The sequence below is a fragment of the Termitidicoccus mucosus genome, from assembly GCF_038725785.1.
Taxonomy (GTDB): Bacteria; Verrucomicrobiota; Verrucomicrobiia; order Opitutales; family Opitutaceae; genus Termitidicoccus; species Termitidicoccus mucosus.
Map to the genome: position 1 here is coordinate 1,728,431 of NZ_CP109796.1, position 26,834 is coordinate 1,755,264.

General features: G+C 63.2%; 15 protein-coding genes. 12 read left to right on the forward strand and 3 right to left on the reverse strand.

From position 1 onward, the window contains the following. The first annotated feature begins 2 nt into the window (after positions 1 to 2). Both OH491_RS05900 and OH491_RS05905 read left to right on the forward strand, forming a co-directional pair. The gene (locus OH491_RS05900; protein ID WP_334319542.1) at positions 3 to 785 is read left to right on the forward strand and encodes a DUF6250 domain-containing protein; all 783 of its coding nucleotides are present in this window, start codon (positions 3 to 5) and stop codon (positions 783 to 785) included. A 64-nt stretch (positions 786 to 849) separates the two neighbouring features. Beyond that, positions 850 to 1,755, forward strand: coding sequence for a diacylglycerol/lipid kinase family protein (locus OH491_RS05905; RefSeq protein ID WP_068771890.1), 906 nt, complete (start codon positions 850 to 852; stop codon positions 1,753 to 1,755). A 102-nt stretch (positions 1,756 to 1,857) separates the two neighbouring features. Here the strand turns inward: OH491_RS05905 and OH491_RS05910 are convergent, their stop codons facing one another. Then, positions 1,858 to 3,048: an epoxyqueuosine reductase gene (locus OH491_RS05910; RefSeq protein WP_068771889.1), complete on the reverse strand. Its 1,191-nt coding sequence runs from the start codon at positions 3,046 to 3,048 to the stop codon at positions 1,858 to 1,860. Next, positions 3,045 to 3,647 carry a shikimate kinase gene (locus tag OH491_RS05915; protein WP_068771888.1) on the reverse strand — a complete coding sequence of 201 codons (603 nt, stop codon included), beginning with the start codon at positions 3,645 to 3,647 and terminating at the stop codon, positions 3,045 to 3,047. The genes OH491_RS05910 and OH491_RS05915 overlap by 4 nt, the downstream gene beginning before the upstream one ends. A gap of 174 nt (positions 3,648 to 3,821) precedes the next feature. Here OH491_RS05915 and OH491_RS05920 point away from each other — a divergent pair, with 174 nt between their 5' ends. Together OH491_RS05920 and OH491_RS05925 are read left to right on the forward strand one after the other, a co-directional pair. Beyond that, the gene (locus OH491_RS05920; RefSeq protein ID WP_068771887.1) at positions 3,822 to 5,669 is read left to right on the forward strand and encodes a GreA/GreB family elongation factor; all 1,848 of its coding nucleotides are present in this window, start codon (positions 3,822 to 3,824) and stop codon (positions 5,667 to 5,669) included. A 133-nt stretch (positions 5,670 to 5,802) separates the two neighbouring features. Next, positions 5,803 to 6,525 carry a LysE family translocator gene (locus OH491_RS05925; protein ID WP_334319541.1) on the forward strand — a complete coding sequence of 241 codons (723 nt, stop codon included), beginning with the start codon at positions 5,803 to 5,805 and terminating at the stop codon, positions 6,523 to 6,525. Positions 6,526 to 6,805: 280 nt separating this feature from the next. On the opposite strand, the gene OH491_RS05930 is transcribed toward OH491_RS05925, so the two are convergent. After that, on the reverse strand, positions 6,806 to 8,998 hold the full coding sequence (locus OH491_RS05930) for an alpha-galactosidase (protein ID WP_068771885.1): 2,193 nt from the start codon (positions 8,996 to 8,998) through the stop codon (positions 6,806 to 6,808). 225 nt (positions 8,999 to 9,223) lie between these two features. Between OH491_RS05930 and OH491_RS05935 the strand changes: the two genes are divergently transcribed. From OH491_RS05935 to OH491_RS05970, 8 genes are all read left to right on the forward strand, one after another. After that, complete coding sequence (locus OH491_RS05935; RefSeq protein ID WP_084442462.1) at positions 9,224 to 10,207, forward strand: sugar-binding transcriptional regulator; 984 nt, start codon at positions 9,224 to 9,226, stop codon at positions 10,205 to 10,207. Between the two features lie 123 nt (positions 10,208 to 10,330). Beyond that, positions 10,331 to 11,728: an MFS transporter gene (locus OH491_RS05940; RefSeq protein ID WP_068771883.1), complete on the forward strand. Its 1,398-nt coding sequence runs from the start codon at positions 10,331 to 10,333 to the stop codon at positions 11,726 to 11,728. 72 nt (positions 11,729 to 11,800) lie between these two features. Further along, the gene (locus tag OH491_RS05945) at positions 11,801 to 12,661 is read left to right on the forward strand and encodes an HAD-IIA family hydrolase (protein WP_068771882.1); all 861 of its coding nucleotides are present in this window, start codon (positions 11,801 to 11,803) and stop codon (positions 12,659 to 12,661) included. Between the two features lie 9 nt (positions 12,662 to 12,670). Beyond that, positions 12,671 to 14,161: a glycerol-3-phosphate dehydrogenase/oxidase gene (locus OH491_RS05950; protein ID WP_068771881.1), complete on the forward strand. Its 1,491-nt coding sequence runs from the start codon at positions 12,671 to 12,673 to the stop codon at positions 14,159 to 14,161. 128 nt (positions 14,162 to 14,289) lie between these two features. Then, positions 14,290 to 14,925 carry a 3-keto-disaccharide hydrolase gene (locus OH491_RS05955; RefSeq protein ID WP_068771880.1) on the forward strand — a complete coding sequence of 212 codons (636 nt, stop codon included), beginning with the start codon at positions 14,290 to 14,292 and terminating at the stop codon, positions 14,923 to 14,925. 1,794 nt (positions 14,926 to 16,719) lie between these two features. Next, the gene (locus tag OH491_RS05960) at positions 16,720 to 19,572 is read left to right on the forward strand and encodes an autotransporter outer membrane beta-barrel domain-containing protein (protein ID WP_068771879.1); all 2,853 of its coding nucleotides are present in this window, start codon (positions 16,720 to 16,722) and stop codon (positions 19,570 to 19,572) included. A gap of 99 nt (positions 19,573 to 19,671) precedes the next feature. Further along, positions 19,672 to 22,965 (forward strand): TonB-dependent receptor domain-containing protein, encoded by a 3,294-nt coding sequence (locus OH491_RS05965; protein WP_342750908.1) that lies wholly within the window; start codon positions 19,672 to 19,674, stop codon positions 22,963 to 22,965. Positions 22,966 to 23,027: 62 nt separating this feature from the next. Then, positions 23,028 to 26,813: an autotransporter outer membrane beta-barrel domain-containing protein gene (locus tag OH491_RS05970; protein ID WP_068771877.1), complete on the forward strand. Its 3,786-nt coding sequence runs from the start codon at positions 23,028 to 23,030 to the stop codon at positions 26,811 to 26,813. Positions 26,814 to 26,834 lie beyond the last annotated feature (21 nt).

A 26,834-nucleotide genomic window follows, 5' to 3' on the forward strand; every position in this document is an offset into this window, starting at 1 on the left:
GCATGAATTCCCGTTTGTCCACGCCCGCCCTCGCCCTTTGCGCGCTCTTCGGCGCCGCGCTCGCGTTCGTGCCCGCCGCCTGCAAACCCGCCCCGCACGCGCACGACCGATCCATTCACGAGGGGCACGATCATGCGCGCACGCACGCTGTCCGCCAGCCCGGCGATCCCGCGCGGCCGGTCATCGCATCGGACGATTTTTACCATGGGCTGGGCCAGTGGGTCGTCGAGCAGATGTCCGGCGGCACGGTCAGCGCCGCCGATGGAATCCTGACCATCGCCGACGAAGCGGGCTGCACCGTGTGGTTCCGCCAAAAATTCGCTGCGCCGCTCATCATCAGCTACGACGCCACCATGAATCCCGAGGCGCGCGTATCCGATCTCAACTGCTTCTGGATGGCCAGCGATCCCGCAAACCCCGCCGACCTCTTTCATCCCGCGCACCAGCGCACCGGGCAATTCTCCACCTACGACACCCTTAACACCTACTACGTCGGCTACGGCGGCAACGCCAACACCACCACCCGCTTCCGCCGCTACGACGGCACCGGCGCGCGCCCGCTCCTGCCCGAGCACGATCTCTCCGACGCCGCCCATCTTCTCAAACCGGCGCACACCTATGCCATCACCATCACGGTGACGGCCGACGGCGCCACGACTTTTGCCCGCGACGGCGAGGTCATCTTTTCCTACCGCGACCCCAAGCCGCTCGCGGAAGGCTGGTTCGGCTTCCGCACGGTGAAGTCCAGGATCGAGATCAAAAATTTCCGGGTATTCTCCCTGTAGCGTCTCGAGCCGTCGTCGGACAACGAGCGGCCAATCCACCTCAACACGCTTCCTCCGCGACACCGTGATCAAGGCACGCTTCATCTACAACCCGCGCTCGGGCTACAATATCAAAAGCCCCGGCGTGATCGAGCGCACGCGCCGCTTCATCGCGGAAAACACCGCCCGCTTCGACGCGGCCCTCGTCAGCACGACGCATCCGCACCACGCCACCGAACTCGCCCGCGACGCCGTCGCCGCCGGATGCGAGCTGGTCGTTGCCGTCGGCGGCGACGGCACGCTCAACGAAGTCGCCAGCGGCCTCGTCCACAGCCGCGTCACGCTCGGCCTGATTCCCTGCGGTTCCGGCAACGGCCTCGGCCGGCACCTCGGCATTCCCGGCCCCGGCGAACGCGCGTTTCACACGCTGCTTCACGGGACACCCCGCCTCATCGACACCGGGCTCGTCAACGAGACCCATCGCTTTTTCAACGTCATGGGTCTGGGCTTCGACGCGGAAATCAGCCGGCGTTTCCACTCGCTCACCCTCAGGGGACTCCCGACTTATCTCCGCCTCATCGTCGGCACTTGGCTGCGCTATCGCCGCCCCTCCGTCGCCATCACCGAACCGGCCTCGGCGCGCATCGACACCCGCGCCTTCATCCTCGCCGTTGCCAACTCCGATCAATACGGCAACAACGGCTACATCGCCCCCGGCGCGACCCTCGACGACGGCCTGCTGGACCTCACGCTCATCCGCCGCGCGCATATCCTGAACGTCCTTCCCCTCGCCTTGCGGCTGGTCACCCAGAAACTCCATCCTTCGCGCAACATTCACCGCGCACGCGCCGCGCATTTCATCATCGATCGCGCCGCCCCCGGGCTGATCCACACCGACGGCGAACCCCGTGAAAGTCCCGCCCGCGTCGATATCCGCGTCGTGCCCAAGTCGCTGCGCATCCTCGCGCCGTCGGGACAGGGAAATTCATGAGGCAGGGCGAGGCGTCCCGCCGAGCCGCGTTTACCCGTCCTCCGCTATTCGCGGCTCGGCGGGACGCCTCGCCCTACCCTCTATAAATCCCGCTCGCCCCCTTCACCCCTCGTACTCCGCCAGCACGTCCTCGTCGCGCTCCGCCATGCGGACGGCCTCAAGCAATCCCGGCGCCTTGCCCGGGCCCGCAATCCTGCGGACCGCCCACACCGCGTGCGCGCGCACGACGGGCGACGCGTGGGCGGCGAGGCGCGCCAGCACGTCGAGGCAGTCGGCCGCGCCGGCGTTGCCCGCGACCACGCAGGCATTGCGCAACAGCCCGGGCAGCTTGACGCGCTTGATCGGCATTTTCCTAAAAACCTCCGCGAAACGCTCCGGCGTCAGTTCCAGCACTTCGCGCAACGACAGCGCCGCCACGCCCCCGCGCGCCTCCAGCAGCGTGCTGCGCGCGTCCTGCGCGAAACGATTCCACGGGCACACCTCCGCGCACACATCGCAACCGTAGATGCGCGCGCCGATGCCCGCCCTCAACTCGCGCGGAATCATGCCGCGGTTTTCGATCGTCTGATACGACACGCACCGCCGCGCATCCAGCACGCCCGGCGCGGTGATCGCCGCAGTGGGGCACGCCGTCATGCAGCGCTCGCATTTGCCGCAAAAACGAAAACCCGGCGGCGCCGGCATCTCGTGATTTGGAATTTGAAATTTGGAATTTTTTTGGGATTTGGGATTTGGAATTTGGAATTTTTCCAGCAGCGGCTCGTCCGGCTCCAGCTCGAGGCGCGTCAGGATGACCGCGAGAAACAGCCAGTTTCCAAACTCCCGCGAAATCAGCATCGCGTTTTTTCCCACAAACCCCAGCCCCGCCCGCTCGGCCCAGCCGCGCTCCAGCACCGGCCCGGTGTCCACGTAATAACGGTAATCCGCGCCCGCCACGCCGAACAATTCCTCCAGCGTCCGGCCCGCCGCGACCAGGCCCTCCTTGACCGTGTCATGATAATCTGAATACAACGCGTAGCGCGCCCACACCGGCGCGCCCTTGCCGGATGCGGCCCGCCCGTAGTTCACGCCGAGCAGGATCATCGAACGCGCGTCGGCCAGCACGAGCCCGGGATGCGCGCGTTTTTCCGCGCCGCGTTCCATCCAGTGCATGTCCGCATGATAGCCGGCGCCCAGCCATTGGGAAAAACGCTCCGACATCGGCCGCGCCGCCTCCGGCCCGATCCGGGCGAAACGCACCGCGTCGAACCCCAGCCCGCGCAACCGCCGCCGCAATTCCTCGCTCCGGCTCATCCCGGGAACAGCCTGCCGCCCGCGCCCCGCCCGTTGCCGCCGGCCGCCGCGACGCCGTCGCGCGCCCGGCAAAACTCGCCGCCCTCGCGCCGGTGAATCCGCATCACGTGCGTGATCACATCGGTCAACGACCGCCCGTCCGTGAGCACAAGCGTGCCCGCGTTGCGATAGATCGGCTCGCGCTCCGCGTAGAGCGCCTGGATGCGCTCGCGCGGGTTCTCCACGTTGAGCAGCGGGCGATGCGTGTGCGCGCGCGTCCGCTCCAGGATGGTTTCGACCGACGCGTGCAGGCACACGACCACGCCGCGTTTTTTCAGCGCGTCGAGCATGCCCGGCGGGACGACGAGTCCGCCGCCGCATGCCACCACGCAGCGCGTCGCGGGGTGGCCGTTTTCAATGAACTCTCGCTCCATCGCGCGAAACGCCGGCTCCCCGGCGGTCGCGAAAATCTCCGTCACCGGGCGTCCCTGCGCGCGTTCGATCTGCGTGTCGCTGTCGAGCAACTGAAACCCCAGCCGCGCGGCCACGGCCCGCCCCACGGTGCTTTTCCCCGTGCCCATGAATCCGACTAGATAAAGATTGGCGTCCGGCGTTTGCATGAAATTGGTCTGACTTCCCGCTTGCATACCCGCGGGTGGCGGCCTTGCCAAACACGAAACATTCCCCGCCTCCGCGCACCGCGCCGCCCGCCCGCGCCGCAAAACCCCTAGGTTGACATTGCCCGGGCCAATGCGCTGACATGTGCGGTTCAGATCTCAGACACGACACATCCTATGAATTCCGAAGCAGTCTCAGCACTTATCGCAAAACACCCGGCCCTCAAGACCGCCAAATCCAAGCTGGAGGCCATGACCCCCGGCAGCTACGTGATCCACCGCAGCTGGGGCTTCGGACAAATCAAGGCCTATGACGAAGGCACGCACCGTCTGATCATCGATTTCGAAGGCAAAAAAGGCCACCCCATGGACCCCGCCTTCTGCGTGAACACCATGGATGTGCTTCCGCCCAAGCATCTTCTCGTCCGCAAACAGACCGAGCCCGAGGTCATCGCCAAACTCATCGCCGAAAACCCCGCCCAACTCGTGGTCGAAGCCCTCGAGTCCTATCCCAACAACGCCACCACCGCCATCGACCTCGAAATCACGCTGGCGCAAGTCGTCGGCGAGGACAAATTCAAGAAATGGTGGTCCTCCTCCAAAAAAGTCGTCCACAAAGACCCGCGCATCGCCATCCCCGCCAAAAAAACCGAGTGTTACGTCCTGCGCGAAACCCCCGTTTCGAACGTCGATGAGATTCTCGAGCAGTTCAACGGCACCCGCTCCGCCCGCCGCCGCATCGCGCTGGCCGAGGAACTGATCGTCACCTTTGATACCAAGAAAGACACCACCGATCTCCATCCTTACCTGGAAGCCGTCACCGCCGCCGTCCGCGACAGCAACCAGCTCACCCCGTCCGCCCGCCTTTACGGCGCCTCGATTCGCGACACGCTCGCCAAGCTCGCCGGCGACGATCCGTCCGCGCTCGAGCCCTCTCAACTCTCGCTCGTCTCCACCATCCGCGAGCTTCCCGCCATCGCCGAGCAGATTCCCGTCCAGTTCCAGTCCCGCTTCCTCGACCTCGTCAAGGAAGCGCACCCCATCGAGGTGCGCGACATCCTCTTCACCCTCCTCAAGACCAGCCAGGGCAAATTCACCACCGAGTGCATCAACTTCCTCGTTGAAAACGGCCACGCCGATGAACTTGCCGCCACGCTCAAGCGCTGGCAGGTCGAGCAAAACCTCCGCGCCCCCGTCCTGCTCTGGATCATCAAGAACCGCCATTCCAAGAAATTCGCCAAGCTCCTCAACGACCTGATCACCCCGCGCCTGCTCAGCTCCATTTTCTTCGCCATCGATTACGAGGCGCTCCAGGCCGCCACCGCCCGCCGCATCCCCCTCGCCGAAATCCTCAGCGAGGACACCGAGCTCATCGGCGACCTCCTCTCCACCGCCGACCCCGAAACCGCCCGCGACCTGGCCAACACGCTTCTCCTTAACCAGGGTTTCGAGGAACTCACCAAAAAATCCCTCCTCGCCCGCTTCATCAAGATATTCCCCACCATCCAGTCGCTTGTCGCCAGCGACGCCGAGTCGAAGGAGGAGCAGCTTCTCGTCTCCCGCGAAAGCTACGAGCGCAAGCGCGAGGAATACGAAACCATCGTCTCCAAAAAAATCCCGGAAAATTCCAAGGCCATCGCCGCCGCCCGCGAGCACGGGGACCTCAAGGAAAACTCCGAATACAAGATGGCCAAACAGGACCAGCAGGTGCTCATGGCGCAGAAGGCCCAGCTCGAAAAGGACCTCGGACGCGCCCGCATCACGGATTTCAAGGAAGCCTCCACCGAGCAGATCGGCGTGGGCAGCATCGTTGACCTGAAAGTCGGCGACGCCGGCAAGTCCGCCCGCTACACCATCCTCGGCGCCTGGGACAGCATCCCCGAGAAAAACATCATCGCCTACAAGACGCCTCTCGGCCTCGCCCTCCTTTCGAAAAAAGTCGGCGACACCGTGACGGTCAAGATCGGCAACACCGAGGAATCCTACACCATCGCCGCCATCGCCCGCCATGTGGACGGCAGGTAAGCCATTCCCCGGCGCGAGACTGGAGACACCGTAATTCCGCCCAGCAAACAGGCCGACGCCCACCCTTCGGCCTGTTGCATTTGCCCCCCACCCCGGACACGAAACGATGGCGACGCATTTCTGGCATGGCATCATGGTCGGGTTTGCCATCTGCATTCCCGTCGGTCCGATTGCCGCGCTGATTCTCCGCCGCACTGTCGCCGACGGACGCCTCTCCGGCTTCGTCAGCGGACTGGGCGCGGCGATGGCCGACGCGCTCATCGGCGTCTTCGCGGCGCTGTTTCTTGCCGCGCTCATGCCCGCCATCGAGGAGCACCGCGGGGCGATCCAGCTCGTTGGCGGCGCGTTCATCATCAGCATGGGCGTGTTTATTCTCCGCACCCCGCCGAAAATCCGCGAGACGAAGCGCCCGCTCCACGAGCGCAACCTCCTCGTCGCCTGCCTCACCACCTGCGTGCTCACCCTTTCCAACCCCATTACCGTCATGAGCGCGACCCTTATCGTCGCCTCCACCGGCATAGGGGGATCGGAAACGACCGTGCTGCACTCCGCGATGCTCGTCCTCGGCATCTTCACCGCCTCGACCTCCTGGTGGATTTTCCTCTGCACCTGCGCGCACTGGCTCGCGCGAAAACTCGGCAACGGCTTCATCCGCGCCATCAATCTCATCGCCGCCATTCTCATCATCGGTTTCGGCGTTTATCTCATCGCCGACCAGATTTCCGACAAGACCACCGGACGCCGTCTCCGCCCCAAACGCCGCGCCCACCCCGAACAAATCATCCCGCCAGGGGAGCAGGTGAGATTGCTCGACATCGTGACAAAGCCCGAAACCCGGCAAAAACCCGGTGCATGACAATCCTCCCGCGCCGCTGCTATAGTGTCCTCATTTAACAGTGGCGCGGCAGCGCCGGTAGGGCGAAGCCTCCGGCTAAGCCGCGGCCCGGCGGGGCCGCCCCGCCCTGCCATTTGGGCCAATGTTGAAAGAAAATACTATAATAATATCATCTACTAACGATGCTTATCCCGTTGGAGGGACGACCTCCAAAAGGCCAATGAATAGCTTTCTGGAGTTGGCCTGAGCCAGGCCTCCGTGGCGGGAGGCAAACCCGGACACACCCGAGGGCATCCGCGCGTTACTCCTCCGTCATATACAGCACGGCGCTTTCCTGCGGGCGGGGGATGGCCAGGCTGACGCCGATTTTCATCAAGTAATCGCCCGTGAAGGTTTTTTTGTTTCCGGCAAAGACGCTTTTCGCGGTCTTCATGTTCAGTTCGGAAACAGTGTAGGTTTTCGCGGGGTCGAGGCCCCTTAATTTTACGTCGAAAGTGAAACCGCGCGCATGGAAATGATACAGGTTGTAGGCGAAGAGCACCGCCTGTTTTTTGTCCTTGGCAACATATGTCAGCGCCGCGCGCCCGTTTTCATCATAAGGCGAGCACAGCCGGTATAAATCGCCCTGCTGCACGACGGGGCGGATGCGTTTGTAATTTTGTATCGCATTCCTGGCAAACTCCAGATCCGCGTCGGCAATGTCCTTGGGCTGCAACTCCATGCCAAGCCGGCCTGACATGGCGACATCGAAGCGGAATTTCAGCGGGAGCATCATCCCGGTCTGGTGGTTGGGGCTGGCCGATACGTGCGACGCCGTGGCGATCGCCGGATAGATCATGTTGGTGCCGTATTGTATGAGCACGCGATCCACGGCGTTGGTGTTGTCGCTCGCCCAGAATTCGTCGTGGTATTTCAGCGCGCCATAGTCAAGGCGCGCGCCACCGGAGGAGCAGAGCTGGATGGTGATGCGCGGGTGCTTGGCGCGGACGCGTTCATACACGCTGTATAAACCTTTCACGTAATCCTGCCAGAAATGCGTCTGCCTGTCCGCAGGCAGATATTCCGAGCCGACGCTGAGCACCGGACGGTTGGCGTCCCATTTTATATAAGTGATGTTGGGCGAGAGGGCGGCGACCTCGTCGAAAGTTTTGGCCACGAAATCCTGCACGGCGGGATTGCTCAAATCGAGCAGCCACTGCTGGCGCCGCTGCGGGATTTCACGCCCGGGGCTTTTCACCACCCACTCGGGATGGGTTTCGGCCAGTTCGCTCTTGGGGTTGACCATTTCCGGCTCGATCCAGATGCCGAAGCGGAGGCCCTTGGAGACCGCGTAGTCGGCGAGGTGGCCGATGCCTCGGGGGAGTTTCTTTTTGTTGACCTGCCAGTCGCCGAGTCCGGCCTTGGCATCGTTGCGGGGGTATTTGTTGCCGAACCAGCCGTCGTCGAGCACAAACATCTCGATGCCCAGCCCGGCGGCGGCGTCCATCATGTCGGTGAGGGTCTTCTCATCAAAGGTGAAGTAGGCGCCCTCCCAGCTGTTGAGCAACACGGACCGCGGTTCGTCCCCGTGGGCGAGCGCGTAGCGGCGGCTCCAGTCGTGGAGGTTGCGGGAGGCCTGCCCGCGTCCTTGCGCGCTGTAAGTCAGCACCATCTCGGGTGTCTCCAGTGTCTCGCCCGGGTTTAATATACGGGCGGAGGCGAACGGGTTCATGCCGGCGGTGATGTGCAGCGTCTCCCGTTCATCCGGTGTGAACAACAGTTTATAATTGCCCGACCACGCGAGCGCGCCGGCATAGACCTCGCCGGCCTCCTCGTCCGCCGGATGGTCGAGGGCGAGCATGAAGGACGGGTTGTCGGACATGGTCGTTTGCACGCCTTTTCTATATTCTTCTATAATCTTTCCGCCCGGCGTCAGCTTTTCCTCGGTCATGTGCATTTCGCGTCCCCACGCGCCGTGAAAATGCGTCAGATAATACGCGCCGGCCTGGAGCGGCAGGTAGGCGGAGGCGATGGCTTCGACCCGCACCGGCGCCTTTTCCCGATGGGAGAGGACGACGCGCTGGGTGATGACGTTTTCCGCCTTGTGGGCCGTGAAGTGGAGGTCAACGGCCAGCGGGTAGAGTTTGTCTTTCAGATGGACGACGGTCTCCTCGCGGTTGCCGTCGAGCGCCCGGTGCTCATGGCCCGCGTAGACCAGCTCGGTGGTCAGCGCGCCGTCCGCGTGGACCACGCTCAGCGCGAGGTTCGCGTGGTTGGAGCCGCCGAAGGCGGGATAGGCCTCGAAACCTTCCCGATGTCCTTTATATAAAAGGGCACGCATATCATTTGCCTTTCCTCCGTAATGGCGAAACACCACCGGCGCGTCCGGCGTGGCGACAAGGACCAGCGCCGAGTCGGCGGTGGTGATTTCCAAAATTTTAGCATTCTGCCCGTGCAGCATCACGGCGAGGCAAGGCAACGACAGGAAACGGAGAAGGGGGAAAATCCTGATCATGGGAACGACAAGAAAGACGCAGGTGGAAATTGCAAAGGCAAAACTTTTTCGCCCGCGCGAATAATTATTTGGTATTTTAATCTGGATTAACCTAGACAATGCATGGCCCCCTCAGAATTATTTATGCATGGAGTTTGACCACGGGCGCACGCCATCGGTTAAAGTTTAATAAATTGAAGCCAAATCCCGTAAATAATACGGCCCCGATCCGAGACACCCATCCCCATGCAAGATCTTTATTCAGACCGTCTATTACACCTTGCCGCCCATCTTTATTACATCAACGGCATGAAGCAGGCCCAGCTGGGAAAATATTTAAAGATTTCCCAGGCCAAGGTGAGCCGCCTGCTCTCCATGGCGCAAGAGCGCGGCATCGTGCGCATCATCGTCGCCGATTTCGACCCCCGGGATCGCGAACTGGAGGCGAGGCTTCGGACCCAGCTTGGCCTCGCCACCGTGGTGGTTATCAAGGCTCCGCAGGAGCTTTCGCCGGAAGAGTTGCGCAAAATCCTCGGCAGGTTCGCCGCCGAGGAGATCCAAACCATGATCAAATCCAAGGACATAATCGCCATCGGCAGCGGGCGCAATGTCCGGGAATTGGTCCGAAACTTTTCCATATCGACAAACAAACGCATCACAATCGTCCAGTCCGTCGGAAATGTGGACGCCAGCGTGCACGATTTCGACGCGCAGGAAATCGGGCGCGTTTTTTCGCAACGGCTTGGCGGTGATTTCCTCACCTTGAACATGCCGGCCTTCGTGCCCACGAAGCGGATACGCGACGCGCTTCTCGCCATCGATCAGTCCCGCGTGGTCAATACTTACCTCAGCCAGGCCCGCATGGCCATTGTCGGCGTCGGCACGCTCGACAACTCGGTGTTCATCGAGCGCAGCATGCTCAGGGAAAAGGACATCGCCGAACTGAAGTCCGCCGGTGCCGTCGGCGAGATCGGAGGACGCTTCTATGACGCCGCCGGGCGGGAGTGCGACACCCGCTGGAGGAACCAAGTGTTGAGCATCGAACTCGACCAGCTGGCCGCAATTCCACAGGTCATCGGCGTGGTTTCCGGCACCGACCGCTCCGCCTCCATCCAGGCCGCTGTCGCCGGCGGTTTTCTCAAGGGCCTGGTCATCGACGAAATCGGAGCGCGGGCGCTGCTTGAAACCGCCACGCAGTCAGCGGCCGCCAAAACCAAAGGCAAAAAATGAATCACCATTTTGAACAGAAGGAAGCGGAGGACGCCATGTTCCGGGCGAAGCGACATGCCCGCCAAACAATATCATAAAAGGCTCCCTTTGTTTCCTTCTGCTCACCCTCCCGCCGACTCCCTCATGCCATCCGACACCGAAAAAAAATTCCGCCGCTGGCAGACGCGCACCATCCTCGCCACGATGGTGGGCTACGCGCTGTTTTACTTCGTGCGGAAAAACTTCAGCATGGCCATGCCCGGCATGGAGACCGACCTCGGTATTTCCAAGACCAGCCTCGGCATTTTTCTCACCCTCAACGGCCTCATCTACGGCTTCTCCCGCTTCGTCAACGGCATCTTCGCCGACCGGCTCAATGCCCGCTTCTACATGGCGGCCGGGCTGGCCCTGTGCGCGCTGTCCAACTTTGCCTTCGGTTTCGGGCCGGACGTCGCCGGCTGGCTCTCCGGGGCGGCCTCGGGGCCGGCGTTCACCGGCGCGCTCGTCTGGTTCATGGGCGTCACCTGGCTGGTCAACGGCATCCTGCAAGGCACCGGTTTTCCGCCCTGCGCCCGGCTGCTCACGCACTGGGTTCCGCCGCAGGAGCTGGCCACCAAGATGTCCGTCTGGAACACCTCGCACTCCATCGGCGCGGGGCTAGTGGTCATCCTTTGCGGCTACATCATGGGACACATGGGCGCGGGCGAGGCGCACGCCGGCGCGTGGCGCTGGTGCTTCTGGATCCCGGCGGGCATCGCCTTTGTCGGCGCCTTCCTGCTGTTCGCCGGACTGCGCGACACGCCGTCGTCCGTCGGCCTGCCGGAACTGCCGGGCACGACGGTGAAGTTGAAGCAAAAGACGGAGAGGTCCGCCGGGCACCGGGCGTTTTTGCGCGAAAAAGTTTTTGGCAATCCGCTGATCTGGATACTCGGTGTCGCCAACTTTTTTGTCTATATCGTGCGTTTCTCGGTGCTCGACTGGGGGCCGACATTGCTCAAGCAGTCCAAGGGCGTGACGATGGCGCACGCGGGCTGGATGGTGGCGCTGTTTGAGATCGCGGGCATCCTCGGCATGCTCGCCTCCGGCTGGGCCACCGACCGCTGGCTCAAGGGCCGCGCGCACCGCACGTGCGTGTTCTGCATGGCGGGGGCGACGCTGTGCGCGGTGGCCTTCTGGCGGATCCCCCCCGGCGCGCCGGCCTGGGTGCTGTTCGCCGTGCTGTGCGCCACCGGCTTCTTCATCTATGGCCCGCAGGCGCTCGTCGGCATCGCCGCCGCCAACCAGGCCACCAAAAAGGCCGCCGCCACCGCCAACGGGCTCACCGGCATCTTTGGCTACCTCAGCACCGCCGTCTCCGGCGTGGGCTTCGGCTACGTCGCGCAACACTACGGCTGGGACCTCGCCTATATCGTCATCATCGCCCTCTCCCTCGTGGGCGCCGGCGTCTTCGCCCTCATGTGGCGCGCGCCCGCGCACGGCTACGCCGAAGTGGCGGATAACCAAGGGCCAAATGCCAGCCAACAAGCGGCAGGTAACAAGTAGCCAAAAGTCACCGCTCGCGCCGCGCGCCTCACCGCCCACTCCAACTTAAACTTCCAACTTAAACTTTCTTTCATGCCCGCCACGGTTTCAGCCTCCCTCTCCCGCGTCCGCCATGTCGTTCTCGACATGGACGGCACCATTTACAACGGAGGCACGCTCTTTCCCTGGACCAAGCCCTTCCTCGCCCGCCTCGACGCCCTCGGCATCGGCTACACCTTTCTCACCAACAATCCCTCCAAGTCCGCCGCCGAGTATCTCGACAAACTCGCCCGCCTCGGTCTCCCCTCCACCCCCGGCCACCTCTACACCTCCGCCCTCGCCGTCATAGACTGGCTCCGCGCCAGCCGTCCCGATCTGCGCCGCCTCTTCCTTCTCGGCCCTCCCGGCATGATCGCCGAGTTCGGCCGCGCCGGGTTCCAGTCCGCCGACGACGATCCTGCCGATTCTCCTGACGCCGTCGTCGCCGGCTTCGACACGTCGCTCACCTACGCCCGCCTTTGCCGCGCCGCCTGGTGGGTTTCGCAAGGCCGTCCTTACTTCGCCACCAATCCCGACTACGTCTGCCCCACCGACCAGCCCACCGTGCTGGTCGACTGCGGCTCGATCTGCGCGGCCATCGAGGCCGCCACCGGTCGCGCCCCCGACCGCGTTTTCGGCAAGCCCGATCCTTCCATGCTCGCCGGCATCCTCGCCCGCCACGGCCTCCAGCCCGGCGAGGTCGCGATGGTCGGCGACCGCCTCTACACCGATGTCGCCATGGCCAAAAACGCCGGCTGCCTCGGTGTCCTCGTCCTCTCCGGCGAAGCCACGCGTGCCGACGCCGAAGCCGCCCCGTCCGCCCATTGTCCCGATTTCGTCTTCGAAAACCTCGCGCCCCTCGGCGAGGCCATCGCCGACGCGCGCCAAACCCCGCCAGTCTCCGGCCATCATTGACCAACATCCATGAGTACACACAGCACTGAAAAACGTCAGACAACTCTCCGCCAACTCGCGGAACGTCCGCTCGACCTCCTCGTCGTCGGCGGCGGCATCGTGGGCGCCGGTGTCGCGCGCGACGCCGCCATGCGCGGCCTGCGCACCGGTCTGGTCGACCGCTACGACTTCGCCAGCGGCACCAGCAGCCGCTCCAGCCGCCTCCTGCACGGCGGCCTGCGCTATCTCGAACAGGGCCGCGTCGGCCTCGTGCACGAGTCCAGCGTGGAAAAAAAAGTCGTCCATTCCATCGCCCCGCACCTCGGGCAGCCGCTCGGGTTCATCTTTCCCGTTTATAAAATCAACGGACGCCCCCTGTGGCAGATGCGCATCGGCGTGAAAATGTATGACCTGCTCTGCAACGGGCGAAACTTCAAACCCTCCCGCGGCTACACCAAGGACGAGACCCTCGGCAAGCTCCCGCAAATCAACACCGACACCCTGCGCGGCTCCGTGCGCTACTACGACGCCCTCACCAGCGACGCCCGCCTTACCCTCGACACCCTCCGCTCCGCCGTCAACCACGGCGCGCTCATCTCCAACTACACCCGCTTCATCGACGCGAAACGCGACGGCGATGCGTGGAGCTGCGAAATCGAGGACACGCTCACCGGCGAAAAACTCGTCATCCGCGCCCGCGCCATCCTCAACGCCGCCGGTCCGTGGTCGGAAAAAATCCCCCACAGCGCCGTGAAGCTCCGCCTCACCAAAGGCATCCACATCGTCGTCGACCGCAAGCGCGTCACCGTCGCCGAGGGCGAGGCCGTGACGATGGTCGAGGGCAAGCGCATCCTCTTCCTCATCCCCTGGGGCGAACGCCTCATCATCGGCACCACCGACACCGATTACGATGCCAGGCCCGAGGATGTGAGCGTGGGCCTTGACGACATCGACTACGTCCTCCACACCGCCAACACCACTTTTCCCTCGGCCAGGCTCACGCGCGCCGACATCATCAGCTCATGGTCGGGGCTGCGCCCGCTCATCGCCAACCGCGACGGCACGCCCTCCGACACCTCCCGCGCGCACCAGATCACGAATCCCGAAAAAGGCTGGTGGGACATCGCCGGCGGCAAGCTCACCACCTACCGCCTCATGGCCGAGCAGGCCGTCACCAAAATCGCGAAATTTCTTGGCGCCGCCGCCGCGCCCTGCCGCACCGCCAAGGAGCCGCTCCTGCCCGCCGCCGAAGCCGCGCCCTACAGCGGCATCATCCCCCCGCCCGTCACCGCCGACGCCGTCCGCCACTACGTGGAAAACGAATGGGCCGTGCACCTCGACGACGTGCTCCTGCGTCGGTCGAGCTGGCACTTCTATCACGGCGACATCCCCGCCCGCGCCCCCGAAATCGCGCAATGGATGGCCGCCGCCGCCGGCTGGACGCCCGGGCGCACCGCCGCCGAGCTGGCCGACTACGCCAGGGAAGCCGCCAAAACCTACCCGTCCTCCAAAAATCACTGAAAAATGACGACTGCCGTTCCGCGCGAAGCGAGAAGCCTGCCATTGGGGCCTGCGGCCCCGGCAGCGCGCGCTTCGCGCGGCAATTCGTCATTCGTCATTCGTAATTCGTAATTCGTCATTTTTCCCCCATGCCCCCCGCCACCTCCACCCGCCGCCTCCTCCTGCTCGCATTCGCGGCCTTTGCCATCACCGGATACTCTGCCCCGGAAAGGCCGCTCTTCGCCCACGATCTTGTCAACGCCGACTATCAGCCGGACCACTGGACCATGGCGGACGGCGTGCTCTCCACCAAGGGCAAGGCCGGCATCATCTGGACCAGAGAAAGCTACGGCGACTTTCACCTGAGCTTGGAATTCCGCTGCGACAAAAGCACCGACAGCGGTGTGTTCTTCCGTTGCTCCGACGTCAGGGACTACGTGCAAAGCTCGCTTGAAATCCAGATCACCAACCAGCTCAACCGTCCCGACCGCGCCCGCACCGGCGCCCTCTTTGACTGTGCCGCGCCCGCCGCCAAGCCTGCCATCAAGGCCGGCGTCTGGTATCGCCTCGAAATCGCCGCCAAGGGCGAAACCGTCAAAGTCCTGCTCGACGGCAAACCCATGGTCGAAGCAAACCTCGACGACTGGGCCACTCCGCGCAAAAACCCCGACGGTTCCGCCAACAAATTCAAAAAAGCCCTCAAGGATTGCGCGCGCTCCGGTCGCATCGGCCTGCAAGGCACCTATCCCGTCGCCTTCAGAAACCTTGAAATCACCCGGCTCTAGCCCCCGCCGCGCATAAACGCAATCCCTGCCTTTCTCCGGCAAACTCCACGATTTATCAAATCTCATTAATTCTGCATAAATAAAACAAACCAATAAATTAACCGCGGGCACGGAGGACACGAAGCTTAGGGGAGTTCTTTAAAATCCCGTTCCTGGCTCCGTGCTCTTGTGTCTCCGTGGCCGCTCCATTGGTTTGTTTTGAATGATCATAAAGAATCATCCAAATAAACTTTATAAATAATCACGGACCAAGCCAAAGGCGGCATCAGAAAACATAGAAATGATTTTTATTATTTTTAATATTAAAACTCCGGTCATTCGGGCTCCCGTGATTAATTTTAAGACCCCTTTCAACTCTCACGCATGGGCTAAAATAGCCCGAGAAGAGGCGCAGAGGGCGCCATCAGTCCGCGGGAAACCCTTGGCCGCCGCCTTTAATCCTGCGCGAAGCCGCAAGGTGAGTTCACGTATTCGTGACACAGTCGTCATGATTTTGCCCCACGCGAAGCGTAGGGTTCTGGTTCGTCCGGCGTAACTGCTGGAATCGCTCATCAAACACCAAGACCAATGTCCTTATTCAAACTCCTCGGAAACGACTCGCGCTCCTCGCGCTGGACGCATTCATATTTGGCTTCCCGCCCGCCATTCCCGCCGATGATCTCGCTCCTCTGGCCGGCCCGCCCGCGACGGAGCGGACACCGTGGCCATTGACGCCCTCAACCGCAAAATCGGTCGTTTCGGCATGCTCAATTCCATAAGCCTCCCTCGACGCCTCCGGCAGGATGCGCGTCTGGGGCCAAACCCTCGCCACTGCGGCCCGCGCCATTGACATCAACGGTGGCCAGCGCGGGTGCCCGTGGCCTCTCCATGCCCGCCGTGGTGATTTTCGCCAAGCCGGTCTGATGGTGAATCATTTTATAAAATGAGCTTCGCCGCTCGCGACGATCCGCGGGACTCACAGACGCGCAAGCTCAAAAGAGCACCCAGTGAGCTCACCTCGGATACAGGAAAAGAGTCATAAAAAAGACGAATTCCTTCCGCGAACTCAGTTTTTCTATGGTGAAATAATAACCATGGATTAATCACTGAAACTCACCGGGCCGAAGGTGAAATCAGCCAAATCTTCCGTTTGTTCATAACAAATTAATCCCATTTTCCTGTGATTACAAATATTTGACCAATCAATTCATCGAGAACCAAATTGAAGTCCATATCGACTGTGCGGCAGACTGGAAACAGGGAGGGTAAAATAATTATTCACCTCCTTTGTTCGATGTCGCCCTTGGTCGGTTCCACGGTCCCGCAAATTAAATATCCCTCCTTTCCCTACTGAAAACGCCTCACATTTACCTCGGCATTTCTTGCTCTTCCCTGTGGTCATCCAGAATCATCAATGAAAATAATTATTCGCGATTTTCTCGTTTTTATACTTTCGCGAGCCAAAACCAGTCGCCATAAAGCGAATCCCTAAACGCGAAAAGCCGCAAATCCGCATCCCCTCCCCCCATCCCCTGCCAGGCAAAACCGTGAGACATTCTACTTTTATCTCCGTCTTTAAAGCCAGCCGCCATCCCCTTCGCCACCTGTTTCAATCCCGATCCCTGTATAAAACTCCCATGAATCGCACCTGAAATTAATAGATATGAAACATTGGCCCGCCCATGCGAAAAGCCGTCCCGGCTCTCCTTGGAAACGCGCCCGAGCCTCTTCCTTTTCATCGATCATCACTGCTCCCGCCGAGCCACGGCGGCCATCTTTTCAAACAGACAGGCAATAAAAACTAACACCCTGCACATGACAAAAATCAACCTTCCCCGCCCTGCCGGACGACTGCCCGGCCTGACCACGGCTCTGGCGCTCGCCGCCTCCTCCTTTCTCTATTATTCATTGGCCGCGCCCTGCACGGCGCAGGACCGCACCGACAATCGACGCCTCTTCTGGACCGGCAGCGGCGGCGCCGTCTGGGACAACTCCGCCGCCTCGTGGATGACCACCGGCTCCTACCTCTCCTACGCCAACCGCTCCGGCGGTGCCACGTGGGTCTCCTGCGATGCCCTCCCCTCCACCGCCTTTCTCGCCGGCGACGTCGCCATCTTCGACAGCTTTGCCGACACCAGCTACGTCTGGACCGGCAGTTCGTGGCGCGGCAGCGCCGACGACCCCACCTTCGGCTCCACCCGCACCATCGAAATCGCCTCCGAGGGCGTCACTGTCTCCGATGTTGTCGTCTATGCCGCCGCCACCAGTGAGGTAGGGACGAGCGCGGCCAGCCTCAATAACAACTACATCTTTACTGGCGGTGCCATCACCGCCGCCCCCGCTCGCATCGACGCCAGCGACGTGCAGCTCACCGGCACCGGCGTCGGTCTCGCCGCCGGCTCCGTCACCCCCACCGGCCGCCTCATCAAGATAGGCTCGGGCAACCTCACCCTCTCCAACACCGCCGCCAATCACTTCCCCGGCGGCATCCACCTCCTCCAAGGCACCCTCTCCGTCACCACCACCTGCGCTCTCGGCGACAATAACATCATCACCAATTACATCACCACCACCGGCAATACTGCCGAGGCAAAATATGGCGCTTATTATGGCGCAAAGTTGCTCCCTCAAATCATGCAGCCCGGCGGCGGCATCCTGCCCGCCGTTGTCTTGTCCAATAATGGCCAGATACTGTCCGCCGCAGGCTCCGACCCCACCCTCCACTTCGCCGAAACCGCCGACGGAATCGACGTTACCGGTGACATCTTCATCGCCAGCCGCCTCTTCACCCTCCAAATTGACGGCACCGCCACCGCCACCATCTCGGGCAACATCATCGGCACGGCCAACGACTACGGCTCCTCCGGTGGCACTCTCATCAAGACCGGCGCCGGCACCCTCGTCCTCTCCGGCACCCGCAACCTCTTTTACGGTAGCGCCAAAAACTACAGCCGGGTGGACGAGGGCCGCGTCGTCGCCACCAGCCCCACCTCCCTCGGCACCGGCGCATGGCAGATCGCCCCCGGCACCACGATGGAGTTCCGCGGCGTCAAGGGCACCGTGCGGCAGGCCTTCATCGGCGGCGGCGCCATTGAAATCACCAATGGTTCCGACCTCACCTTCGACTGGCGCAGCGGCACCCTCGACGGCTATGACGGCATGTCCGGCAACGGAAGCTGGCACCCCGCCAAAAACGAGCTGAGCAACCTCACCATCTCCGGCCAGTCCCGCTTTACCGCCTTGGCCTCGGGCACCTACTCCGAGGTGCTCGGTGGCCCCAACGTCGCCGTCACCGTCAGCGAGGCCTCCACCCTCGTCATCGGACGCGAGGGCCTCACCGCCCGCGGCTCCGGTGCCACCAAAATCCCCATGACCTATGCGATTCTCGCCAACCGCATCGATCTCACCGGCGGCTCCACCCTCGTCCTCAATCCCAGCGCCTACCTCAGCACCGGCGCCCTCGTCTTCCCCGACACCGACACCACCTCCACCATCACCTTCGGCGCCTCCGGCGTCTCCCGCCTCCGCGTGCAGGAGTCAAACGTGGACCCCGACGACATTACCACCACCTCCGACATCGTCCGCTATGTCGTCCCCGACGGCATGAAACTTACCATCAACGAAATCCCCATCCCCGTCGCTCCAGGTCAAAGCATCCCCAACGACAACAGTTCCTCCGGCTGGTGCCGCGAATACGTCCTCGTCAATCAGGGGGCCAACCCGCTCAAGGACATCACCCTGACCCTCAACGCCCTCGACGCCCTTCACGACACCCTCTACTCGCACCTCGCCGACGAACTGGTTGACCCCGTCACCCGCCACTCATCCGCCAAGAAACGCAAGTGGGTCAACGAAGCCTGGGTGCGTTACATCTCCAGCCAGATGGACTATGACCGCACCTCCATCACCACCCCCGGCGTCGAGGGCCGCGTCAACGGCCTCGTCGCCGGCGCCGACGCCCTCCTCCCCGGTCGCGTCCTCCTCGGCATCCACGGCACCATCGCCGACAACACCCTCGATACCACCAACGACACCTCCCTCTCCTCCAAGCACAAAATCCTCGGCATCCACGCCGCCCAGCGCTTCGGCAAGTTCTACCTCTCCGCCGCCGCCGACACCGGCCGCGCCAGCTCCACCTCCTACCGCAACGAGGCCGGCAATCTCATCCGCGGCGGGTGGGACACCTCCTACTACACCGGCGCCGTCCAAATCGGCGCCACCTTCACCCCGTGGCAAAATACCGTGCTCAAGCCCTTCGCCGGCCTCCGCTATGCCAAGCTCAAGATCTCCGGCCACCACGAAACAGGCAGCAATTTCTCCCCGATGGAGGTCAAGGCCTTTGACGATGCCTCCGCCCAAGCCGCCTACGGCGTCGCCGTCGGGCGGAAATTCAAGCTCTTCAAACGCGAGTTTGCCGCCGACCTCTCCCTCGCCCGCAAGCACACCATCCGCTCCCCGCGCGAGACCCTGACCGTGCGCTATTACGATTCGCCCACGACCCCCGTCACCCTTGAGCGCGGCGACTATTACGCCGACCTCACCGCCATCGGCCTGAACCTCCGCGCCGCCCTTTCCAAACACACCATCGTCGGCCTCGCCCTCGATTACGAGACCGCCTCCACCCAAAACCGCACCACCGCCAGCCTTCTCGTCGGCTACACTTGGTGATTGGCCTCCCTCCGTCTTATCCAACCCGCCAGCCACCCTCTTCCAAACACCCGTCGCCCTATGAAAAACTCGCGTCTTTTTTGTGTCCTTTGTGCCTTTGTGGTGGGCTCTCTTGCCGCCTTCGCACAAAACGAGCCCGCTCCAGAATCCCGGCAATTCGCCGTCATCACCGGACGCGTCCTCAACACTGACTCTCAACTCTACATCGCCAACGCCGAGGTCCGCATCGCCGGCACCGCCGCCCTCGTCTATACCGAGGACGGCGGCACCTACCGCATTGAGGTTCCCGCCGGCTCCGTCACCCTCACCGTCAGCTACGCTGGCCTCCAGACCGCCACCCGCACGCTCGACGCCGCCCCTGACGCCACTCTCACCGCCGACTTTGAGTTGCACCCCCTCGGCCTCGATCGCCGCGCCGCCGCGGCCATCGCATCCGGCACCGCCGCTGCCGGCGGCATTGACCCCAATGTCATCGTCCTCGACCGCTTCACCGTCAGCGCCGAGCGCACCGGCCAGGCCAAGGTGCTCATGGAGCAGCGCGCCGCCGACAACGCCAAGACCATCATCTCCACCGACCAGTTCGGCGAACTCACCCAAGGCAGCGTCGGCGAGTTCATGAAATACATGCCCGGCGTCACCCTTGACACCGACGATGAGGGCGAACTCGCCTACGTCCGCGTCGGCGGCCTCGACCCCAAATACGCCGGCTTCTCCATGGACGGCATCCAGCTCGCCTCCGCCACCGAGGGCGGCTCCCGCGCCAATCACTTCCAGCAGATGAGCATCACCGCCATCGAGTCCATCGAGTTCAACCAGACCCTCCTCGCCCGCATGCCCGCCAACAAGCCCGCCGGCAGCTTTGAGCTCAAAACCCGCTACGCCTTCAACCGCAAGCAGCCCGAAATCTCCTTCGACTTCGGCCTCGATGGCACTGGCGACACCCTCGAACTCGGCCGCGACTACCTGCCCGACAACAAAAAGCGCATGCGCACCTACCCCGGCGGTCGCGTCAGCTACGGCGGCGCCTTCTTCAAACGCCGCCTCGGCATTGAGGCCAGTGTTTCCCAATACCAGCAATACCGCAACGACCAGCGCCACACCATCACCTACACCTACCCTACCGCCCCCTACATTAGCGATGAGACCGGCGAGCTGCAAAACCCGAACCCCACCACCACCTTCGTCACCCGCAACGGCAATCAGGAGGCCCTGCAAGGCCCCTCCCTCCTCAATCTGGCATGGCTCGACGGCCCCCGCATCAAAACCTCCCAGGCCGCCAGCCTCAACCTCGACTACAAAATCACCCCCAACCTCACCTTCGCCCTCAAAAACAGCTACACCTACAACGAAAACGAATACTACAACATCTACTACACCCTGGAAGCTATCAACCGCGACGACAACTACACCGTCAACACCAACTCCCCCGCCCCCGGCGCCTCCGTCAACTCCACCCTCACCTACTGGGAGGTGGATGCCACCGGCCCCGGCGGTGCGCAGTCTTTGGAAACCGTGCTTCGCGAAGGCCCCTCCTTCCGCGTCACCAAAAACACCAACTACACCATCTCCCCCCGCCTCGAATACAAGAACGGCCCTCTTCAAATTAACTTCCGCGGCGCCTACTCCTACTCCCACGGCGACTACAGCGACGGCGACACGGGCCGCTTCCGCGGCGCCCCGAACCGCCTCGGCGGTCTCAGCTGGATCGCCACGCGCGATTCCACTGACTCCCCCACCTGGACCCTGACCCAGACCGGCGGCTCCCTCTGGACCGAGGCCCAGAACCTCAGCCGCGTCCCCTCTTCCGGCGGCACCGGCGCCTACCTCTTCGGCGTCTATTACGACGACCCCCACTACACCGAAAACACCCAGACCTCCGGCTACCTCGACCTCACCTACGCCATGCGCGTCTTCAACCACCCCGTCACCTTCCGCGCCGGCGGTGCCGTCATCAACAGCGACTACACCCGCCGCCGAAACCAGAAAAACTTCAACTACATCGGCCCCGAGGGCACCCAGGTCGCCTCCACCTACCCCATGGCCGACCACTACATCTTCAACATGGACCTCGGCGGCAAGGCCGGCAACGTCAACGCGCAAAACTGGCCCGTCGTCAACCAGAACCAGCTCTGGGACCTCTACGTCGCCCACCCCGAATACTTCACGGTGGACGCCGTGGACAACACCCAGAACGCCCTCACCAACCGCAACGACCTCACCGAGCGCATCGACGCCCTCTACGCCGAGGCCACCACCCGCGCCGGCAAGTTCAGCTTCAATCTCGGCGTCCGTGTCGAGCGCACCGTCACCGACATTTCCTTCACCAACATGCGCACCCCGGCCCAGATCGCGGAACTCCAAAAACTGGCCACCCCCGAGGAAATCGCCTCCGGCATGTTCAACACCTCCACCGTCCGCGGCAAACTGTTCCAGTATTACGACGGCGAGCGCGGCACACGCAACGTTGACTACGACAACGTCTTCCTCTCCGGCGGCATCAAATACGACATCACCTCCAACCTCCGCTTCCAGTTCTCCATGTCGCAGTCCATCCTTCGCCCCGACTACGGCAACCTCTCCGGCGTCGTCAACTTTCCCGATTATTACGTCACCAACCTCTGGGTTCCCAATCCCAAGCTCAAACCCGAGAAAACCGCCAAATATTATGCCGGTCTCCAGTGGTATCTCAACCCCGCCGGCATCGTCGAACTCTCCGCCTACCGCCTCGACATAGACGCCCTCCAAATCTCGAACCAGGTCATCACCGCCGCGCAGGCCACGGACCAGCTCGGCTACTCCCTCGACGACCTGCTCAAGGGCCTCGACGCCGGCGATGCGGTCATTGATGAGGAAACCCAGCAGGCCATCACGGAAACCATGCAGGACATCACCTACCGCTCCACCATCAACGCCGAGGGCACCCGCACCGTCTATGGCGTCACCGTCCGCTACGACCAGCAGCTCACCTTCCTCCCCGGCATGCTCAAGGGCCTCTCCGTCTTCGGTTCCTTCACCACCGCCTCCCTGCAAAACGCCGAGCGGGACGAGGAAAAAATCGGCCGCGCCAGCAAGTCCGCCAACGGGGGCATCAAATACCGCCTCGGCCGCTTCTCCTTCAGCCTCCGCGGCAACTGGGCCGACGACAAGCTCATCTCCATCACCCGCCCCTACACCGGACGCCAGTGGACGACCTCCGACCATATCTACGAGAAAGCCCGCCTCACGATAGACTTCTCCGGCAACTTCAGCCTCAACAAGAACCTAGAGCTGGTCTGGTCCATCCGCAACCTCACCGAGGAACCCTACATCCGCTACTCCAACGTCCCAGGCCGTATCTCCTGGTATAGCGTCCCCGACACCATCTGGAACTTCAGCATAAGGGGAAAATACTGAGGCCGCGCCAGCACGACCAGCTTTAAGTCACAGGCTCAATTCAAACCATTAAATCTTTTTATATGAACCCATTCGCTTTCATTGCCGCCACCGCCAAAGGGGCGCGGACATTCTTGTCCGCGACCCGCAAGCCCGCGGGCAGGGATGCCCGCGCTCCTTTCTTCCTCGCTCTTGCCGCCCTCCTCCTCTCCCTCGCCACGCCCGGCCCGGCCTTCTCCCAATCCATCGCCGCCGGCGGCACGCTTTCCGCCACTCCGCTCCTGCCCGGCACCGACGGCACCTATTACTATGAAGGCTTCGACTCGGCCAACAGCCGCTACGTCTTCATTTCCACCACCGGCACCTACTTCTACGTTGATAGCGGTGGCAACACCACCGTCGGAGGCACCATCGGCACTGTCGCCACCGCATCCCCCTATCGCGCCGTCGTCCAAAGCGGCACCACCACCTTTCAGTTCTACAACCGCAACGCCGGCCTCTACACCCCAGTTGAAATTACCACCCCCGGCGGTGTCATCTCCGGCACTAGCTTCGCCCCCCGTGGCGGCTTCTGGTCCGCCAGCGACGTCACCTTCACCCTCGACGGCTCCGCCGACGCCTCCGGCCTCTGGATCGAAGGCTACTCCAACCTCACCTCTGCCACCGGTGCCCCCGCCGACGTGGCCGACCCCGTTGCCAGCGTGGTTTCCGGCAGCACCTACTACTACAGGCACAACGGCGCCGACACCACCGTCGTCACCCCCGCCATCGTCGTCGCCGGCGTCACCGTCCGAACCAGCTCTACCTACAGCCTCGCCTCCGTCTTCTCCGGCACCAACGTCAACATTCTCTCTCCCGTCGTAAACAACTCCTCCCGCCAGGCCCTCTCCATCCGCAACGACGCCGCCGTCTTCCTCTACGGCGGCACCATCTCGAAAATTGCCACCGCCACCGGCGAGGCCTCCGAAACTTTTTACTTGGTCGGCAATCAGGAGGGCCTCGGCTCTTCCGCGCATTTCCACGGCGAGGACCTTGCCATCATCACCAGCGGCACCGCCCTTGAAGCCTTCAACCTCGGCGGCGGGCACACCACCGCCGACCTCTATCGCTCCACCATCACCTCCACCATCTACGCCGTCAACGCCACCACCAATCACACCCAGGTCTTCAACCTTAACGACCAGTCCGGCTTGGGCGGCGCTCACTTCTACGGCGAGGATCTCGCCATCAGCATAGACAACAGCAACAACGGCGCGGTCGTCCCCATCCGTGTTTTCGCCTTCGGCTACGGCGCCAACACCATCGCCCTCAAAAATTCCACCCTTACCTCCAACGGCAAAGGCGCCGTCTTCCGCTGGAAAACCTCCGAGGGCACCGGCGGCTATGCCGGCGGCAATGAGGCCATGCACGACGGCAACACCAGCTCCGTCACCCTCGAAAACACCAGCATCTTCACCACCGGCAACTACGCCCCCATCTTCCAGCAAACCGGCCGCTTCGGCAGCGCCACCGTCGTCGGCGGCACTCTCTCCACCACCGGCGCCAACTCCCCCATCATCCGCCTCGCCGGCGCCAACGACGCCCAGGACGAAGCCCGCTTCACCGGACTCTTTACCAACGTCCTCCTCGAGGCCCCGAACTCCTCCGCCATTGACCTCGACATCAACGTCAGGGACTCCACCAACTACGGCGAAGACGGCGGCGGCGTCGGCAAGGAAGTCACCACCCTCATCTCCACCGCTTGGGATCTCGTCTTTCAAAGTTCCACCCTCAACGCCGCCAAGGCCATGCGCATCGCCACCGCCGGCGCCGACAACAGCCCCTTCGCCAACGAAACCAAGCTCACCGTCCGCGATTCCGTCTTCAACGGCCGCATCGAAATGCTCGTCTCCGGTGTCGGCACCGGCGTTTACGAAACCACCGGCGCCAACCTCCGACTCAAGGGCGAGCGCTCCACCTTCACCGGTGGCTTCTACCTGACCGGCACCGAGGTCGCCCGCAAATACCACGAGGCCGAGCTTTACCTCATAGACTCCTTCTTCGGCACCGAGGGAGCTCCCGCCCCCGTCACCATGGAAAACCGCGGCGGTCTCGTCATCAAGTTCGACCACACCCCCATGGTCGGCGACATCACCCTCTCCGGCTCCACCCGCACCTACCTCGATCTCACCAGTTCCCCCGTCACCGGCTCCATCTCCCTCGCCGGCACCGCCCTCCTCCAAAACAGCCCCGGCCTCGACCTCAACAACCGCGCCGCCACCGTCCGCGACTCCTCCATCTCCGGCGGCTTCAACCTCGCCGGCGCTTCCTCCGTTGACCTCACCCTCACCGGCAACACCACCGTCTCCGGCGGCATCACCGCCACCGACGCCGCCACCGCCACCCTCCGCTTCAAGGACAGTTCCTCCATCAATGGCGGCGTCACCCTCTCCGGCAGTTCCTCCGTCACCCTCGTCCTCTCCAGCGTTGACCAGCTCACCGGCGACCTCGTCGTCAACGACCGCGCCCGCCTCGCCCTCGCCACCTTCGCCGGCACACCCATCAGCCTCGACCGCAACTTCGACCTCGGCGGCATCTGGAGCATCCCCGGCAAAACCACCCTCGTCGGTACCCTCGACCTCACCAGCCCGCTCGCCACCCTCTCCATCGTCAGTGCCGCCAAGGACTCCCTCATCCTCAAGTCCGGTCTCACCGGCAACGGCCGCCTCGACATCGAATCCATCGATGGCGCCCTCGTCGGCGCCGCCGAAATCCACGTCATCCGCGACGAAACCAACACCTTCGTTTCCGGCACCGACCGGCCCCTCATCCTCTCCCATCCCGTGGACTACGGCCTCGCCGCCTACACCCTCGAAAACCGCGCCGACGGCGCCTACCTCGTCGGCGGCCTCGATCGCGGCTCTTACGGCACCGCCGGCGCCGCCGTTCTCAACACCACCGCCCTCTCCGCCCAAGACTATTTCTCCGCCCTCGAACCGCTTCAACGCCACGCCTCCGATCTCCGCGACCGCGCCGCCGCCGGTGCCTTCCGTCGCGCCAACTTCGACACCGGCGACCTCTGGGTTCAGGGCCGCGCCGTTGACACCGAAGTGGACCGCTCCAACCCCTCCCTCGACTTCACCCAGCGCACCCTCGGTATCACCGCCGGCGCCGACGCCCACTACGACCTCGGCACCGCCACCCTCGCCACCGGCGTCTTTGCCGACACCGCCACCACCCTCCGCGACTTCATCAGCACCGCCGACGGTCGCACCGTCACCATCGGCGCCGGCTTCACCGCCCTCTGGGCTCACCGCAACGGACTCTACGCCTCCGGCCTCGCCCGCTTCGACACCTCCAACCACACCCTCGACACCCACTCCCCCAACAACGCTTTGTCCGCCGACTACCACACCCAGTCCGGCGGCATCGCCCTCGAAGCCGGCTGGCGACTCGGCCACGACCTCCTCTCCTTCATCCCCGAAGGCTGGTGGTTCGAACCCTCCCTCGGCTTCGGTTACGCCAAACTCGCCGGCGCCACCTACACCACCGAGTCCAACCGCGAGAACAACATCATCGACATCACCCTCGCCGGCGCAAAGGCCCTCCAATACCGCGCCGCCCTCGCCGTTGGCTATAAACTCGACGAAAACTGGAATCTCCTCGCCCGCCTCGCCTATGCCAATGTGGACGCCTCCGGCGGCACCATCTCCGGCGGCGGCGTGAGCAACGTCGCCACGCTCCTCGACGGCGCCCGCTACGAAGCTGCCGTCGGTGTCACCCGCCGCGTCGGCGCCAACGGACGCATCCACCTCGACTACGCCTACACCTCCGGCGACGACTACACCCGCCCCTACACCCTCACCCTCGGCTACAGCCACCTCTGGTGAGCGCGCGGAACCGCGCCTCGG